Raw genomic sequence first — 16,972 nt, 5'->3', positions numbered from 1 at the left:
ATTTTTCTCAAACTAATGTAATTATTAGGTTAACACCTAATTAAAAAGTTACCTTATTGGTAACTTTTTTTATTTTAAAATATTAAAAATTGAATTATTAAAATTTATTTTTTAATATTTGTATTATCTATTATTCATTTTTTAAATATGTTAATATTTAAATACAAAAATAGATTTTGTTAAATTATTGTTCGGATGTGATAAAAATGAAAAAAAAGGAAATAAAAAATAATTTATTATCAATTACTAAATATTTAGTTGAAAAATATAAAATTATTCAACCAGTAAAATTACAAAAAATTTTATATTTTTTATATTTAGATTATTTAAAAGAAAATAATGAAAAATTATTTGATGAAGAATTTGAAGCAATATATGGACCTGTAGTAACGAAAGTTTTTTATCATATCAAATATCATGGTTTTAATTTTGAAATTGAAGAAGATGATACTTTATTTGAAATATGTAGTTTAAATAATGATAAAATAAAAAAATTTATTGATAAAAAAATTGATAAATACCTAAATAAGTCTACTTTTGATTTAGTTGAGATAGCACATAATACAAAACCTTGACAAAATGCAAGAAAATATTTAAAAGATAATGAAATTTCAAATAATAATATTAATTTTAATGATATGAAAGATTTTTCTAAAATATGAAACATTTAATTGATTTTAGTTTATTTATTTACGATTGTATTTGTATTAATATTCAAAAAAATAAATTTACTTATAAAACTAATAAAGAAATGGTCAACAAAATTGATAAGTTTTATTTTGATTTATTAAAAGATATTTCTAAGTCAGATAATTTTTATAAAAATCTTACAAAAGAAAAAAATTCTGGAATAGTAGATGATTTAAAAACACAATTAGAAATTAAGTTTTTATATAAAAATTATGGATTTAAAGATAAAGAAATTGACCAAAATATAATTAACTTACCAATTTATAAAAAAAGATTTTGTGATTCAAAAAGAAGATTTTTTTATATTATTAATAGATTTAATAATGATATTTTTATAATAAAACCATTATTTCTTGATTTAAATCATACTTTTTACTTTAATTCTACTAGAGATAATATTAAATATGAAATATGTTTAAGTTGTAATAATGAAAAATGTTAATTAAAAAAAGATAAGTAGAATTGAGCAATACTTATCTTTATTTTAATTATATCATATTTTCTATATTTAATATATATAATTTAATGATTATTTATATGATTATCTGTTATTTTATTTAAAGTTTTACTTAAATTTATATAATTATTAATAATTTTATTTAATACTTGTTGTTCAGTTGTATTTAATTTATGACTTATTTGATTAGTAAATTCTATAATTTTTTGTTCAATTTCTTTAGTCATTATTTACTCCTTATTTGTTATTTCTTTTACTTTATTTTTAAATTGTTTTTTATGAAAATAACACATATTAAAAAATTGAACTACACTATCTTCTATATTTAAAGTTTTTAAAGTAACTAATACTTTACTATTACAATCTTTAACAATACATTTAAGTAATACTTTTTCTTGTTTTTGTTTTTGCATTAATCAAATACTCCTTAATTATTTTCTATATTAATATCTTCAATATTTATATTAATAGTTAATCCATTTAAATTTTTTAATTCTTTTAATTTATCTATTATTTCTAAAATATCTTGTTTAGTCATTTTTATTCTCCTTATTTAAATAATATCAACCAATTAATAAACTATCTGCTTCATCATGATTTGATATAGTTATATTTCAGTTATTTTGTTCAATTAATACTGTTGCTAGTCTTATTGAACTTTCTTTATCTCATTCATCATTAATTAAAATATTTATAAATGATTGACTTTTATATCATTTTTTTCATGAAGAAGGACTTATTAACATATTTTTTGTTAATAATTTATTAAATTGTCCAGCAATAAAACCTCTTAAATGTTCTTGAGTTTCATAACCAATACCATTTTTTGAATGAAAAGTACCACGTTCAATAATTAAATCAAAATTATTTTTAGAAATGTTTAATTCATCTTTTAATTCTAAAGTACCATATACAACATAATGCATATCTCTATTAAAATTATCAATACCATTTTTTTTAAAACTACAACTACCTATTGATATTGGTTTTCAATATTCATATGGTGTATTATCTTGAATTTTTTTTCAATCTTTACTTATATTTTCTTTTTCTCATAATGTAAATCCAGTATTTTTTATACTTGGGTCAATTGAAAGTAAATAATTATTCATTATCAAATTCACCTCTTTCAATTCTTTTAATTTTTATTATCATTATTTTTAAATGTTTCTTCTTTTTCATCTCAATATAATTTAGTATTTGTTTCTATTCACTTCTCAAAAGAATTTAATTTTAATTTATTCATTATCAAATGTCTCCATTTTCTAAATCTTTAATTAACTCAAAAGCATCAATATATGGTATTCCATCATCACCTTTATCTAATTCATCTTGTATTTGTTCTTTAAGAAAATTAATTAATTTTTCTTTATATTCATTAATTGTTCTTTTTTGTATATCTTTATGTATTTCCAGTGAACATATAATACTATCAAAGGGTTTATTCATTATTATCAACTCAACTTTCATTTAATCATAAAAATATTTCATGTAAAACTAATATTGAATCTGCTTTATCTTTATACTTAAACATTAAATCTGTTATATATTTACGTAATACACTTTTATTAACTCTATTTTCTTTTTTCATTATCTAATACCCTTTCTATGTTCTCTTACATGTTCAATATTTTCTTCATCACCAATCATTATTTCTCCACAAAAAACACATTTATACTTTGTTCAATATCCCATTATTTATTCTCCTTATTTTTATTTAAATTCATAATTAATATTTCTAAACAATTCATACATCAATAATTAGTTAATCAAATTCTTTTATTACAATATTTACATTTATTCATAATTTCTATACTCATTTTTATTATTAGATTTTATATTTTTAAATCTTTCACGAATTTCTTTAAATTTATTAAATAAATTTTTTAAATAATTTTCACCCATTAATATTAAAAAATCTTTACTATTATTTGGATTTAATCTTTCCATATCTTCTCTGATACATTCATCAAATAAAACTGTATTTGTAATCATATATTTTTCAAAATAATCTAATTGTTTTTCACTTGGTTCTCATTTTTCATTTTGTATTTTTACATTATTATTAATATAATTATTTTGTGATTTATTATTATTTTGTATTAAATTAACATTATCATTATCTGGGTCAAGTTCATCTTCACTTAATAACAATAAATTCATTAAAAAATATCTATAAGCATAAGTTTCTGCACTACCTTTTGCTTTTGCTATATCTGTATTTTTAGCACATGCTAATATATCAAAATATTTAATTTCTTTATCATTATCTAAATCAATAATTGTATATCTTTTAAAATAAGTTATTTCTACTTCATTTTTATCTAAATAACTAATTTTTCTATCAGTTGTTAATATATCTTCATGTGTAATAACAATATTTAATTCTTCACATAATAATTTAAATTTATTAAAAATATCACTTAATAATCAATATTTATAATTACCAAATTTATTAAAACCATTTTTAGGTGTACTACCAATTTTTAATTGTAATTTAAGTATTTTTTTATATAAATTATTCATTATTTATCACTCTTTCTTATTGCATTTTTAATTAAACCTCTTATAAATTTTGTAATTGTAATATTTTTACTTTGACAAAAATCTTTAATTTCTTGTTTTTCAATATCAGAAACACGAATTCTTATAAAATTATTTAATAATATTTTATCTTTTGAAATTTTATTTCTAGGTGTCATATTTATTCATCTCCTTTAACCTTTAAAAACTCTTTTATAATCAATAATTGCTTGTTCTAATTTATTTACATCTTCATATGTAAAATAATCATTATAAGTTTTTAAATCACCATCATCATCAATTGTAATTTCTCAATTTTCATATTTACTATTAAATTCTTCTTGTAATTCTTCAAATTTTTCTATTAATTTCATTGCATTTTGTAATTCTAATTGATTCATTTTTTTTACACTCCTTTAAAATTTTCTAATTGTAATTCATTAATATAATATTCATATAAATAATCTCAATTATCACTTGTTAAAAACATATCGTTTTCAATCATGTCATTAATACATTTATTACAATAATATGTATTTTCTAATTCACTAAATCAAATATATTTTTCATTATGAATATTACATTTCATTTTATTCATCCCTTTCTATAATTTTTAATATTTCTTGTATTTCAATATATTTTTTATTTTTAAGTAATTTTTCATTACATAAATTTTTAATTAATTCTATTTTTTCAACATTTAATAACATATTATTTTCCTTTAATACTTTAAATAAAATATTTTTTCATTATGAGTATTTATATCTTTCATTGGTGTAACAATATAATTTATTACTAAATCATTATCTTTATATGGATTATTTATTTTAAAACTTTTCATATCTTTTTCTCATGTAATGTTATATTTAAAACATTCTTGATTTTTATCATTTGTAAAAATATAATAACCATTATATTGTTCATAAAATGTACAAGATATTAATTTATTTTCATTTGTAGTAATATCTGAAATATTTTTAATATATTTTAAAATTTCACTACCTTTAATACTTTCAATATCTTTTGTAATTGATTTTTTACCTAATTTATAATTAAAATCTTCAATTATTTTTAATGTTATTTTTTTATTATTTTGATTAATAATAGTATCTTTAATTGGAAATCATGTTTCATATTCACCAATTTCTAATAACATACCTTTAGTTGTTTCTCTTACTTTATTTTTAATATCTAAATTAACATTAATCATTACGAATCCTTTCTACGTATAAGCCTTATCACCTACAGTGATAAAAGGCTTATATACTAATAACTAAATACTTCTACTACTACGTAAGGCTTATGCTACTGTAAGTAGCAAAGCCTTGGAGGGTAGGGGTTCTAGGGGAAGGGAACCAAAAAATATCAAGTTTTAAAAGAGCATGACAAAAATTACTATTAGTTATATCTGCACTATAGCCTTTAATAATTTTTATTTAGTTATGTAATAATTAATTACTTTAATAAAGTACAGATTTATCAAAATAATTAATTATAATTGTTCAACAATTAAAAATGAGAGTTTTATCTCTCATGTCATTTTTATAAAATATACCAATTTTTTATTCGGCCTAAAAATTATAGTTGACAAATAATTAATTTTTATTATCAATTAGATACAAGCGTTGTAAAAAGTAGTTTATGAATAGCAAATAATAACAATAACCAACAAACTGAAATTAATATTTATAACAATAGAATAATGTGAGGTATGGGTAGAGATTATAGTTTTAAAAAATTAGAAGAATTACAGGAATAATATTATGTTTTTTAAAATTATAAAAATTATTTTAGGTTTAATAGGAGTAATTCTATCATCAGCAACAGCGGGTTTAATTATATTTATCATTGTAAAAATAATATTAAAAATTAATCAAATATTTTAAAAAAGGTGGTGAATATTATGTTAGGTAAATTTTTAAGAAGAGATAAAAGTACTAATAATGAAGAAAAAACTAAATTAACTTTTTTAAAAGGTAAAAGTACACATGCTTCTATTTTAAGTTATTTTGGTTTTAATGATTTTAATCATGAAACTTATTTTACTGATTTTGTAGCAGAAAATAATGCTAATTTATATAATGCTCCATTAGATATTAATAATGAAACCATTAAACAATATTTAATTAATCAAGAGTTTTATAGAAAAAATTGAAATTCTATTTTTAAATTAAGTAAATTAGGAATTAGTGGTTATTTAATTTTTATTGCTAATGATGATTTATATTTTCAAGTAGTTGATATACAACAAAGAGTTTATGATATTACTGGTAAATTAATTCAATGTACTATTTTTTATGATAGTTATGAACAAAATGCACAAATTGTAAGATTATTTGAAATTTATACATTAAATAATGAACAAGTAACTATTAATCGTGCAATTTATAGTATTAGTGATAATAAAAAACAATTTCCACTAGATTTTAAATCATTCATTAATAATCCAAATTTAGAACAAGAACAAACACTAAATATTAACTATATACCAATAGCAATTATGAGAAATAAAGCAAATGAGCTAGCAGATTGTAATAAAGTAATGGATAAAATTAAAGCATTAGATGTTATTTATGAACAAATTGTTTTAGATACTATTTTAAACTCACCCAAGTTTATTTTTAATTCAGCTTATGGTAATGTAAAAGATTTATTAGAAGATGCTGTAAGAATATTAGTTACTAAAAATTATATTTTTAAAAGTGGTGGAGATAATAATGAACAAAACGAAAATATCAATATGACAAATAGTAATTTTAAAGGTAAAAATTTAACTGATATATATGATTGAAATGTTAATGAAATATTTAAACGTTGTGGTATTCATATACCAAGTCAAAAGAAATCTGCACAACAATCAGTTCCCGAAAGTACAGCTGTAAATATTTCAACCATTAATTATATTGAACAAAAATTATGGCAATTTAATATTGATATTCTTAAATTTATTCAAATATTAGTACGTTTAGATAAAGATTTATTAAATAGTAAAACATTTAATATTAATGATGAACAAGAAATTAATAATTTAACAGTTAAATTAAAATTATTTAATCCCGAAAATAACCAATTAATAGGAGAGAACAATGGAAAACAACAACAAACCACAAACGAAGTTTCCACAGAAACAAACTAAACTTAATCAAGCAGAAGTAGAAAATGATTATTTAATTGATAATATTCCTTATGACTTTACTAATATGATGCGCGCTACTAGTGATCCCGATATTAATAGAGCATACGATGAATTTAAAAAAAGAACAATTTATATTTATGAAATTGAACGTTTATTTAAAAATAATGAAAATAATAGTTTAAAATTTTCAGCAAATACTATTAAAATTGGTTTTATTGATATTGATAAAGTATTAAAAACTACTGCTGTTGAAACATCAGACTTTACTATGCAATTAAATCAAAGAGCTAGCACAAATATTAATGATAATACAATTGAATATAGTATGACTGATATTAAAAATTTAATATTTCAAGAAATAAATTTATTAAATCAATTTAAGTTATATGCCGTTAGTATTAATGAACCTTTAAGTGAAAATAATATTGATAATTTATATATCATTAATAATTATTCTCAACCTTATCAAAATCCAAAAACAAGAAGTACTAAAAGCATTACTATTATAAAAATTAAGGATTTTAAAACAAGAGATGGTTATCCAATTATTATTAAATTACAAAAACCATTAGATAAAGATACAAAAGTAATTGGTTTAAAAATTAAAGCCCCTAGAAGCATGATTTTCGGCAATATAAAGGTACTTGGTGAAGTTGACAATATGGAAGTATACCCAAAGTTATTTGTTAAAAATAAGATAGCATTTCCGCTATTATCAATGCCTATTGAAACTCAACCAAAAGTTAGAATATTACAACAATGATTTAGTGAACAAATATTACCTTGAAATTTAGCAAAACAATTTATAGGACAAGAAAAATCAGTTTTAGATTTAATTAAAATTAGTACTGGAACTGAAACAAGAAAAGAAATAATTAATAATGCAAGAGTAACTGATACTTGATTAGGTTGAGAATTAGGTTCTATTTGAACTGGTGATTGACCATTAAAAAACGAAATACATTTAGAAGATAAAAAAGTTTTATCTTTTAGTAATGAAGGATGATATGTTTATCTTGCAACCAATAATAGATTTAAAAGTATAGAAATTGAAATAAAAGATGCACCAACAATTGATAGTTTACAAAAATTATTATTAGATATGTTAAGTTATACATATAACTATAATAGAAATTTTGAAGGTGCTACATATGATGAAAAAACAGGAAAACCAACAAATAAAATAGCAGAATTAAGAAAAAAATTTGAAGGTCAAAAACCCGATGAAGTAATTACCAACTTATTTAGGCAATGAGAGTTAGATTATCCAAATTATGTTAATTTATCACAAGTTAAAATATTTAAACAAATATTTACTATGTTATCAAAATACATTTATTCATCATTATCAATAAATAAAGGATTAAATGATGATAATAAGATTTTATTGCCATATTATTTTGAATTACAATCAAGTCCAATACAACCTAGTGAAAATGATATTTGACAGTATAAAGATATAAAAGTAATATTAAAATCTGTATATTTTGATTTTACTGATGTTAATAACATTAAACTAAAAAATAAAGATATTAGTCAAAATGAATTATTTAAATTAGATGATAATCAATTTAATTGATTATCAATAACAAATGAATTAGAAAGCAATAATATACCTTCATTAATTCCTGCTGATTGAACATTAGCAAATGGTGAATATGGAAAATATTTTACAAGAGTAATTATTGATAAAATTAAAATTGAAAATGCTTTAAATTTATATAGTTCTAATAAATCACAATTATTTTCTAAACTGGAATTTTATAAAGAAATTTTAAAAATTGATAATAATAGTGAATTTGAATTACAAATAGAAAATCCTATTAATAATTTAAATCGGATTGAAATCAGCGGAATATTTGGTGCCGGAAATTATGATTTAATTTTAATTACTAATAAACAAGAAATAAACCTACAAAATATTAATTTATTTGATAAATATAATGAAAATATTTCTTATATTAACTTAGAAATATAAATTATTTATTAAAATATCCATTAGGATATTTACCGTTTCATACTATATCTGTACTGTAATATCAATTTTGAAAAGATATATCAAATTTTCTTCTTAATGGTTCATCTGCAAAATATAACTCAAATTTATAATCTTTTTTTAAAGTATCATTTGGATTAGTTGTTCAAATAGTTTGAACACCTCATTCAACTTGTTTATGTGGAGTTAAATAATATTTCACTCCACTAACATTATGGGTAAGCACCCCCCCATGATTAATCCTATTGTTCCAGTTGTAGCACCAGTTAGTGCTAATGCTAATGTTATTTTACTTAAATTTGTTTTTATTCATGTTTTCATATTAAATTTCTCCTTTTTTCCTTGATTTTACTTATAAATTGTACTATTTTTGATTATTTTTACAAGTATGCTTTTAAACGAAAAATAACGCCTAAATGAAAGGCGTTTATTTTGTGAGACCTATACTATTAATTATATGTCACTTGTTTATTATATAGCAAATGTGAAGATACTTTTTTTCACAGTAGCATTATTATTTTACCCATAATTATATTTTTATATGGATTTAAAAATTATTCTTGATTTGCTTTAATAATTTTTTCAAGTTTTTCATCAGGTAAATTATCTAAAATTTTTGGTAATTCTTTTTCTTCAAAATCATCTGCATGCTCAAAGCAGAAAAAAAATTTTCCAAGTTCTTTAATTTCTATAACATTACTTCATTCTTGTGGACACAACATTTTTTGACAAAAAATAAGATTAGTATTTTCTTCTTTATATTTATTTACTTTATTTATTAACAAATCACAATTTTGATTTTTAAATTTATTTTGTTTTTTTATTTTTTTTACTTTTTTTCTTGTTTTACACCTTGTACTCATTTAAATTCTTCCTTTTTCCTTAATTTTACTTCTAAATTGTACTATTTTTCATTATTTTTACAAGTATGTGTTTAAACGAAAAATAACACCTAAATTCAATGTGGTTATTTTATGATACCTATCCTATTGATTATATATAAGTTGTTTATTATATGGCAAATGTGAAAGTTGTTTTTAAAATATTTTTTATTTTAGTTAAAATTACACTTATATATGTATATAATAAACAAGTAAATTAATTTTTTAAAAATATTTACAATAAATTTAGATTTTTAAAAAATAGTTAGGAGAATAATATGGATTTTAATTATAAATGAAATTATAAAGAACAATATCCTAAAATTGATAAATTAATTGGGAGCATACCGATGTTGTCAATAATATTCAAATTTGTCTTAAAATTATAAAGTTAGACGAGAATAATTTTGACTTCAATATGCAATTGTATGTTAATCTTAACACTTGTAAAATATTAGTCAATAATAATACTTACTTTTATAATTCAAAAATTCTTATTAATAGTTACTTTAATAAGTTTTATTTTATTTTTGGTTTTTTAAAATCTTTAATTTTAATTTATAATAACTGGATGGTAGTATTTATTTGATAGCATTTAAAATTAACCATTTTTGTATACATATCAATATTATAGGTTCTATCACCAATCATATGCTTTAAAATTTGTTTAATATTAGTTTCAGTAAAGCAACCAATATTTTCAACTAGTGCTTGGTTTAATACACCATCTTTTGCATTAATAAAATAACCAACTTTTAATTTTTTATATTGTAAAGCTAATGATTGTAAAAAATCAATTAATTCATAATATTGGCCTTTTTCAAATAAAGTTATTGCATTTTGATAGTGTAATTTAGCAATTTTATTTTTTCTTCTTCCAGCCATTATACCAAGAAATAAAACATGAAAAGCATGGAATTTATCTAAAATAAATTTAGCATTTAAAATTGTAGCAGTTTTTCTAATTCATTTTGCACTATCTCCACAAACTACTAAATTTGCTTGTTCAAAATTTTCAAAAAATAAATTACCATGTTTTTTAATTAATTGTGCTGTTTTTTCAGCACCAATTTCTGTTTTTGATACTCTTATTTTACAAACTGCTTTTTTATTAATTAATTTTCCATTTTTCTTTTTACCAGTACAAAATACTAATAATCTCATAGAACATTTTTTACAATTTTTAGTATTGTGTTTTTCATTAAACTTAAATTTTCTATGTCCATCATCAATATTTATATATAAAGTTTGATTTTTTTCTAATACTATTTTAGGAATATTAGCTTTTGGTAATTGAAATTTTTGATAGGTTCTACAAACTGTACTAGTACTTATTAAATCATCAATAAAAGTATCACAAACATCACGATACTTTTTTCCATCAGCAAAATACTTTAAAATTTGTTTAATAACATTAGGTGCAAGTTTACTATATTTTTTAACACCAAGATAATTATCTAGCAATGAAACAAATTCATTTTTTTGTGTTTTTTGGTTATATTTTGTACAAATACGTCGTTTATAATTTAATAAACCTTTTTTTGCTTTTAATTTTCGTTTTCTAAATCTATATGATTTATATTCAGATTTATCACAGGTACTTCATAAATAATCATCTATTTTTGTAAATAATTCTTCTGTTTGTTTTAAACTTAATTCATCTTGATTAAAATCATGTTTATCTCAATCAAAATGATTAGAGAATGGTAATATAAACATTTTTTAATGTTCCTTTCTAAATTTTGTTTGTTATAATTTAATTGTATTGCTTATAAAAATTAGGGAGTAAAATATGCCTTTTATTAGTAGTTATGCACAACTGAATAAAAAATATAATCTTAATTTTAGTGATAATAATTATGGTTTTAGTTGAGATATTTTTAAACAATTTGTTAGTGATGAATGAGCAGAATTTTTTACAACTAATTGTTTTTATCGTTTTGTACCAACTGCACGTGGAACAAGAAAAACTTGAAACTGTTTAGCATTTGATTTATTTATATGTTGTAATTTTAGTGATAGTAGTGTTCAAGAAGTAAGAAGATATGAAAATACTCATAGTGAAACGACAATTGGTGCATTAATGAATGTTTGTCAAGTTTTATTAGATACATATAATATTAATTTATTACCTAATAATCCACATGGTATTAAATGAAAAATAACCAAAGATGGTGGATGTATTATTTTTCCTAATAATCAACAAATTGATTTTATTGGTTATGCTAATGGTAATAAAATTTTTGGAAAAGAAGCGGGTGGGTCAAGTTTTTTGGGTTCACGTACTGATGAAATAATAATGGCAGAAGAAAAAGAAACACTAACAGAAAAGCAATTAACATATAGATATGAGCGTTTACAAAATTCTATGTTTAGAAGTAATCGTATTAAAGTTTCAAATGAACCAATTAAAGAATGAAGTTGAACTTTTATTGATAAAAATATATATAGTCCTACTTTTGGAAAATTAATTACTCGTTATTTTTATAAAAGTTTCTTTATTACTTTTACATGTAATCCTTATGATAAATATCACCCATTTTATTTAAAATACTGTACGCCATTTTTACCATTAAATGATGAAATAATTGAAAATCTTAAAAAAGTTGGTAAAGTTTACTATGAAAATAAAGACATATTTAGTGGTTTAGGTTTATTTGTTTTAAGATTTACTATTCAACCTTTTTGAAATAAATTACCTGACATTCAAAAAAGAACATTATTAGAAATGAAAAAAAGTAATCCTGATGAATTCAATACTGTTTATTATGGTTTTGAATTTTTAGATAGTGATGCAACAATTTTTCCTTTTCAAAAAACAGTAAAATATTGACAATCATATGATTTAAAACAGTTTTATAATCAAGAAAAAGATATGTATAAATTTGATTTTTATTCAGTTGGTGTTGATTGAGCAACTGGTCACAAAGACCATACTGTATTTATGGTGGTCGGATTTAAAGAATATAATAATACTGGGTATTATGATGCTTATATTATTTGTGAATTAGTAGTTACTCCAAATGATTTTGTTAATGAAAATGAAAAAATTAATGGTTATGTTAATGAAATTTTAGGATTAATGGATAATTTTGAAAATTTTTAACAAGCAATTTATTTTTATGATGATAAAGCAAGAACAGCAATAGATTGATTAAATCAAAAATTAATAGATGAACATAATACTATTTTAATAACACAAACTGCTATTAAACATGCTTCAAATTTAAATCAAGAAGCCGGATTAACTAATAGAGTAGTATGAATGAGAAATATTATGAGTTATGGAAACTTTTATGCTAATAAAAATGATTTACCAAAAACTACTCAATGTTTAGAAGAATTACGTTATGACCAAACCAAAACTAACATTCCTGATAAAAATATGTACCAAGACCCTTACGATGCATTATTTTATGCCTTGTATCCATATAAAAATGTAATTAGGGGTAAAAATAATGCTAGTGTGAAAAAAAGTATCTTCACATTTGCTATATAGTAAACAATTTACATATAATTAATAGTATAGGTATCACAAAATAAACGCCTTTAATTTAGGCGTTATTTTGCATTTAAAAGCATACTTGTAAAAATAATCAAAAACAGTACAATTTATAAGTAAAATCAAGGAAAAAAGGAGAAATTTATTATGAAAACATGAATAAAAACAAATTTAAGTAAAATAACATTAGCATTAGCACTAACTGGTGCAACAACTGGAACAATAGGATTAATCATGGGGGGGGTGCTTACTCATAATATGGAAAATTATTATTTAAAACCAAATGGTGAAAAAGTATTAGGAACAACAACTATTTGATGAAATAAATGGTATAATCCTAATAAAACAGATTTATATTTTTCTAAATTTAAACATCATGATGAAGATATAAAATGAGATGGTACTTATACAGATAATTATTTTGAATAGTTATATTTCTAAATTTATATAAGAAATATTTTCATTATATTTATCAAATAAATTAATATTATTTAAATTTATTTCTTGTTTATCAGTTATTAAAACTAAATCATAATTTCCAGTACCAAATATGCCACTAATTTCAATTCGATTTAAGTTATTAATCGGATTTTCAATTTGTAATTCAAATTCACTAATATTATCAATTTTTGAAATTTCTTTATAAAATTCTAATTTAGAAAATAATTGAGATTTATTTGAACCATATAAATTTAAAGCATTTTCAATTTTATTTTTATTAATAATTGCTCTTGTAAAGTATTTGCCATATTCACCATTACCTAATGTTCAGTCAGCAGGAATTAATGATGGTATATTATTACTTTCTAATTCATTTGTAATAGATAATCAGTTAAATTGATTATCATCTAGTTTAAATAATTCATTTTGACTAATGTCGTTATTTTTTAGTTTAATGCTATTCATATCTGTAAAATCAAAATACTCAGATTTTAATATAACTTTGGTATCTTTAAATCTTCAAATATCTTTACCAGTAGGTTTTATTGGACTCGATTTTAATTCAAAATAATATGGTAACAAAATTTTATTATCATCATTTAAACCTTTATTAATTGACATAATTGAATAAATATTATTTTATAACATAATTACTAGTTTCTTAAAAATATGAACTTGTGGTAGATTTATATAATTCGGATAATCCAATTTTCATTGTTTAAATAAGTTAGTTATTACTTCTTCGGGTTTTTGTCCTTCAAATTTTGCTCTTAACTTTGCAATTTCATTATCTGGTCTACCTTTATCATCATATGTAGCACCTTCAAAATTTCTATTATAGTTATATGTGTAACTTAGCATATCTAATAAAAGTTGCTGTAAACTATCATTAGTTGGTGCATCTTTAATTTCAATTTCAATATCATCAAATCTATTATTAGTTGCAACATATTGATAAAATTGACTTTCACCTACAAAATCTCAAACTTCTTTATCTTTTAATTCTTTTTGACTTTTTAGTGGTCATTTACCACCTAAAACATTACTAAACTCATATCCTAATCAAGCATGTGTAACTCTTGCGTTTTTAATAACTTCTCTTCTTGTTTCAGTTCCAGTACTAATTTTAATCAAATCTAAAACTGATTTTTCTTGTCCTATAAATTGTTTTGCTAAATTTCATGGTAATATTTGTTCACTAAATCATTGTTGTAATATTCTAACTTTTGGTTGAATTTCAATAGGCATTGATAATAGCGGAAATGCTATCTTATCTTTAACAAATAACTTTGTGGGTATACTTCCATATTGTCAACTTCACCAAGTACCTTTATATTGCCGAAAATCATGCTTCTAGGGGCTTTAATTTTTAAACCAATTACTTTTGTATCTTTGTCTAATGGTTTTTGTAATTTAATAATAATTGGATAACCATCTCTTGTTTTAAAATCTTTAATTTTAATAATAGTAATACTTTTAGTACTTCTTGTTTTTGGATTTTGATAAGGTTGAGAATAGTTATTAATGATATATAAATTATCAATATTATTTTCAGTTAATGGTTCATTAATAGATACAGCATATAACTTAAATTGATTTAATAAATTTATTTCTTGAAATATTAAATTTTTAATATCAGTCATACTATATTCAATAGTATTATCATTAATATTTGTACTTGCTCTTTGATTTAATTGCATAGTAAAGTCTGATGTTTCAGCAGCAGTAGTTTTTAATACTTTATCAATATCAATAAAACCAATTTTAATAGTATTTGCTGAAAATCTTAAATTATTATTTTCATTATTTTTAAATAAACGTTCAATTTCATAAATATATAAAGTTCTTAGTTTAAATTCATCATATGCTCTTTTAAGCTCAGGGTCACCTTTGCTACTCATAAGATTAGTAAAGTCATAAGGAATATTGTCAATTAAATAATCATTTTCTACTTCTGCTTGATTAAGTTTAGTTTGTTTCTGTGGAAACTTCGTTTGTGGTTTGTTGTTTTGATTGTCCATTGTTTTCTCCTATTAATTGGTTATTTTCGGGATTAAATAATTTTAATCTCACTGTTAAATTATTAATTTCTTGTTCATCATTAATGTTAAATGTTTTACTATTTAATAAATCTTTATCTAAACGTACTAATATTTGAATAAATTTAAGAATATCAATATTAAATTGTCATAACTTTTGTTCAATATAATTAATAGTTGAAATATTTACAGCTGTACTTTCGGGAACTGATTGTTGTGCTGACTTCTTTTGACTTGGAATATGAATGCCACAACGTTTAAATATTTCATTAACATTTCAATCGTATATATCAGTCAAATTTTTACCTTTAAAATTACTACTTGTCATATTGATATTTTCGTTTTGTTCGTTATTATCTCCGCCACTTTTAAAAATATAATTTTTAGTAACTAATATTCTTACAGCATCTTCTAATAAATCTTTTACATTACCATAAGTTGAATTAAAAATAAACTTTGGTGAGTTTAAAATTGTATCTAAAACAATTTGTTCATAAATAACATCTAATGCTTTAATTTTATCCATTACTTTATTACAATCTGCTAATTCATTTGCTTTATTTCGCATAATTGCTATTGGTATATAGTTAATATTTAGTATTTGTTCTTGTGCTAAATTAGGGTTATTAATGAACGATTTAAAATCTAGTGGAAATTGTTTTTTGCTATCATTAACACTATAAATTGCACGATTAATAGTTACTTGTTCATTATTTAATGTATAAACTTCAAATAATCTTACAATTTGTGCATTTTGTTGATAACTATCATAAAAAATAGTACATTGAATTAATTTACCAGTAATATCATAAACTCTTTGTTGTATATCAACTACTTGAAAATATAAGTCATCATTTGCAATAAAAATTAAATAACCACTAATTCCCAATTTACTTAATTTAAAAATAGAATTTCAATTTTTTCTATAAAATTCTTGTTGAATTAAATACTGCTTAATAGTTTCATTGTTAATATCTAGTGGAGCATTATATAAATTAGCATTATTTTCTGCTACAAAATCAGTAAAATATGTTTCATGATTAAAATCATTAAAACCAAAATAACTTAAAATAGAAGCATGTGTACTTTTACCTTTTAAAAAAGTTAATTTAGTTTTTTCTTCATTATTAGTGCTTTTATCTCTTCTTAAAAATCTACCTAACATAATATTCACCACCTTTTTTTAAAATATTTGATTAATTTTTAATACAATTTTTACTATAATAAATATAATTAAACCAGCAACAGCAGAAGATAATAAAACTCCTATTAAACCTAAAATAATTTTTATTATTTTAAAAAACATA

26 protein-coding genes are annotated in these 16,972 nt (G+C 20.8%); 7 read left to right on the top strand and 19 right to left on the bottom strand.

Annotation, left to right across the window (positions count from 1 at the left end; genetic code table 4):
• The first annotated feature begins 206 nt into the window (after positions 1-206).
• Entirely contained in the window at positions 207-671 is a 465-nt protein-coding gene (locus ACXUB0_RS07735; RefSeq protein ID WP_458258308.1) for a Panacea domain-containing protein, read from the top strand.
• The gene (locus ACXUB0_RS07730) at positions 659-1,132 is read left to right on the top strand and encodes a hypothetical protein (RefSeq protein WP_458257588.1); all 474 of its coding nucleotides are present in this window, start codon (positions 659-661) and stop codon (positions 1,130-1,132) included. The genes ACXUB0_RS07735 and ACXUB0_RS07730 overlap by 13 nt, the downstream gene beginning before the upstream one ends.
• Before the next feature lie 80 nt (positions 1,133-1,212).
• Here the strand turns inward: ACXUB0_RS07730 and ACXUB0_RS07725 are convergent, their stop codons facing one another.
• The 10 genes from ACXUB0_RS07725 to ACXUB0_RS07680 all read right to left on the bottom strand — a co-directional run bounded on the left by ACXUB0_RS07725 (position 1,213) and on the right by ACXUB0_RS07680 (position 4,880).
• Entirely contained in the window at positions 1,213-1,374 is a 162-nt protein-coding gene (locus tag ACXUB0_RS07725; protein ID WP_458257587.1) for a hypothetical protein, read from the bottom strand.
• Between the two features lie 3 nt (positions 1,375-1,377).
• Complete coding sequence (locus ACXUB0_RS07720; RefSeq protein WP_458258121.1) at positions 1,378-1,560, bottom strand: hypothetical protein; 183 nt, start codon at positions 1,558-1,560, stop codon at positions 1,378-1,380.
• Between the two features lie 117 nt (positions 1,561-1,677).
• The gene (locus ACXUB0_RS07715; RefSeq protein ID WP_458258307.1) at positions 1,678-2,259 is read right to left on the bottom strand and encodes a hypothetical protein; all 582 of its coding nucleotides are present in this window, start codon (positions 2,257-2,259) and stop codon (positions 1,678-1,680) included.
• 133 nt (positions 2,260-2,392) lie between these two features.
• Positions 2,393-2,596 (bottom strand): hypothetical protein, encoded by a 204-nt coding sequence (locus tag ACXUB0_RS07710; RefSeq protein ID WP_458258306.1) that lies wholly within the window; start codon positions 2,594-2,596, stop codon positions 2,393-2,395.
• Positions 2,589-2,738 carry a hypothetical protein gene (locus ACXUB0_RS07705; RefSeq protein WP_338987125.1) on the bottom strand — a complete coding sequence of 50 codons (150 nt, stop codon included), beginning with the start codon at positions 2,736-2,738 and terminating at the stop codon, positions 2,589-2,591. The genes ACXUB0_RS07710 and ACXUB0_RS07705 overlap by 8 nt, the downstream gene beginning before the upstream one ends.
• Positions 2,739-2,944: 206 nt before the next feature.
• The gene (locus ACXUB0_RS07700) at positions 2,945-3,673 is read right to left on the bottom strand and encodes an ERF family protein (RefSeq protein WP_458258305.1); all 729 of its coding nucleotides are present in this window, start codon (positions 3,671-3,673) and stop codon (positions 2,945-2,947) included.
• A complete protein-coding gene (locus ACXUB0_RS07695) occupies positions 3,673-3,849 on the bottom strand; it encodes a hypothetical protein (protein WP_458257579.1) in 177 nt (58 codons plus the stop codon). The genes ACXUB0_RS07700 and ACXUB0_RS07695 overlap by 1 nt, the downstream gene beginning before the upstream one ends.
• Positions 3,850-3,864: 15 nt before the next feature.
• Positions 3,865-4,071, bottom strand: a complete 207-nt coding sequence (locus tag ACXUB0_RS07690; RefSeq protein WP_458257465.1) for a hypothetical protein — start codon at positions 4,069-4,071, stop codon at positions 3,865-3,867.
• Positions 4,072-4,076: 5 nt separating this feature from the next.
• Positions 4,077-4,259, bottom strand: coding sequence for a hypothetical protein (locus ACXUB0_RS07685; protein ID WP_458257466.1), 183 nt, complete (start codon positions 4,257-4,259; stop codon positions 4,077-4,079).
• A 132-nt stretch (positions 4,260-4,391) separates the two neighbouring features.
• Positions 4,392-4,880 (bottom strand): hypothetical protein, encoded by a 489-nt coding sequence (locus ACXUB0_RS07680; RefSeq protein WP_458258154.1) that lies wholly within the window; start codon positions 4,878-4,880, stop codon positions 4,392-4,394.
• A gap of 693 nt (positions 4,881-5,573) precedes the next feature.
• Here ACXUB0_RS07680 and ACXUB0_RS07675 point away from each other — a divergent pair.
• Positions 5,574-6,806 carry a hypothetical protein gene (locus tag ACXUB0_RS07675; protein ID WP_458257753.1) on the top strand — a complete coding sequence of 411 codons (1,233 nt, stop codon included), beginning with the start codon at positions 5,574-5,576 and terminating at the stop codon, positions 6,804-6,806.
• Entirely contained in the window at positions 6,757-8,784 is a 2,028-nt protein-coding gene (locus ACXUB0_RS07670) for a hypothetical protein (protein WP_458258304.1), read from the top strand. Before ACXUB0_RS07675 ends, ACXUB0_RS07670 begins: the two co-directional genes overlap by 50 nt.
• A gap of 1 nt (position 8,785) precedes the next feature.
• Here ACXUB0_RS07670 and ACXUB0_RS07665 read toward each other — a convergent pair whose 3' ends face one another.
• From ACXUB0_RS07665 to ACXUB0_RS07650, 4 genes are all read right to left on the bottom strand, one after another.
• Positions 8,786-9,028, bottom strand: a complete 243-nt coding sequence (locus ACXUB0_RS07665) for a hypothetical protein (protein WP_458258303.1) — start codon at positions 9,026-9,028, stop codon at positions 8,786-8,788.
• Positions 8,989-9,123, bottom strand: coding sequence for a hypothetical protein (locus ACXUB0_RS07660; RefSeq protein ID WP_458258302.1), 135 nt, complete (start codon positions 9,121-9,123; stop codon positions 8,989-8,991). The genes ACXUB0_RS07665 and ACXUB0_RS07660 overlap by 40 nt, the downstream gene beginning before the upstream one ends.
• Positions 9,124-9,356: 233 nt before the next feature.
• Positions 9,357-9,665, bottom strand: a complete 309-nt coding sequence (locus ACXUB0_RS07655) for a hypothetical protein (protein WP_458258301.1) — start codon at positions 9,663-9,665, stop codon at positions 9,357-9,359.
• Between the two features lie 576 nt (positions 9,666-10,241).
• Positions 10,242-11,402, bottom strand: a complete 1,161-nt coding sequence (locus ACXUB0_RS07650; RefSeq protein ID WP_458257521.1) for an Mbov_0401 family ICE element transposase-like protein — start codon at positions 11,400-11,402, stop codon at positions 10,242-10,244.
• A gap of 73 nt (positions 11,403-11,475) precedes the next feature.
• Here ACXUB0_RS07650 and ACXUB0_RS07645 point away from each other — a divergent pair, with 73 nt between their 5' ends.
• From ACXUB0_RS07645 to ACXUB0_RS07635, 3 genes are all read left to right on the top strand, one after another.
• Positions 11,476-12,789 (top strand): hypothetical protein, encoded by a 1,314-nt coding sequence (locus ACXUB0_RS07645; protein ID WP_458258300.1) that lies wholly within the window; start codon positions 11,476-11,478, stop codon positions 12,787-12,789.
• A gap of 159 nt (positions 12,790-12,948) precedes the next feature.
• Positions 12,949-13,182, top strand: a complete 234-nt coding sequence (locus ACXUB0_RS07640) for a hypothetical protein (protein ID WP_458258299.1) — start codon at positions 12,949-12,951, stop codon at positions 13,180-13,182.
• Positions 13,183-13,332: 150 nt separating this feature from the next.
• On the top strand, positions 13,333-13,614 hold the full coding sequence (locus tag ACXUB0_RS07635; protein ID WP_458258298.1) for a hypothetical protein: 282 nt from the start codon (positions 13,333-13,335) through the stop codon (positions 13,612-13,614).
• Here the strand turns inward: ACXUB0_RS07635 and ACXUB0_RS07630 are convergent, their stop codons facing one another.
• From ACXUB0_RS07630 to ACXUB0_RS07610, 5 genes are read right to left on the bottom strand one after another with little or no spacing between them, the layout of a single operon-like run.
• Complete coding sequence (locus tag ACXUB0_RS07630; RefSeq protein WP_458258297.1) at positions 13,615-14,247, bottom strand: hypothetical protein; 633 nt, start codon at positions 14,245-14,247, stop codon at positions 13,615-13,617.
• 18 nt (positions 14,248-14,265) lie between these two features.
• Positions 14,266-14,874 carry a hypothetical protein gene (locus ACXUB0_RS07625; RefSeq protein WP_458258296.1) on the bottom strand — a complete coding sequence of 203 codons (609 nt, stop codon included), beginning with the start codon at positions 14,872-14,874 and terminating at the stop codon, positions 14,266-14,268.
• Between the two features lie 17 nt (positions 14,875-14,891).
• A complete protein-coding gene (locus tag ACXUB0_RS07620; protein WP_458258295.1) occupies positions 14,892-15,647 on the bottom strand; it encodes a hypothetical protein in 756 nt (251 codons plus the stop codon).
• Positions 15,595-16,830 carry a hypothetical protein gene (locus ACXUB0_RS07615; protein ID WP_458257525.1) on the bottom strand — a complete coding sequence of 412 codons (1,236 nt, stop codon included), beginning with the start codon at positions 16,828-16,830 and terminating at the stop codon, positions 15,595-15,597. Before ACXUB0_RS07615 ends, ACXUB0_RS07620 begins: the two co-directional genes overlap by 53 nt.
• An 18-nt stretch (positions 16,831-16,848) precedes the next feature.
• Positions 16,849-16,971 carry a hypothetical protein gene (locus tag ACXUB0_RS07610; RefSeq protein ID WP_255495889.1) on the bottom strand — a complete coding sequence of 41 codons (123 nt, stop codon included), beginning with the start codon at positions 16,969-16,971 and terminating at the stop codon, positions 16,849-16,851.
• Position 16,972: the final 1 nt, after the last annotated feature.

The organism is Spiroplasma endosymbiont of Dactylopius coccus, from assembly GCF_977110965.1.
This window is presented reverse-complemented; position numbering and strand designations above follow the sequence as displayed.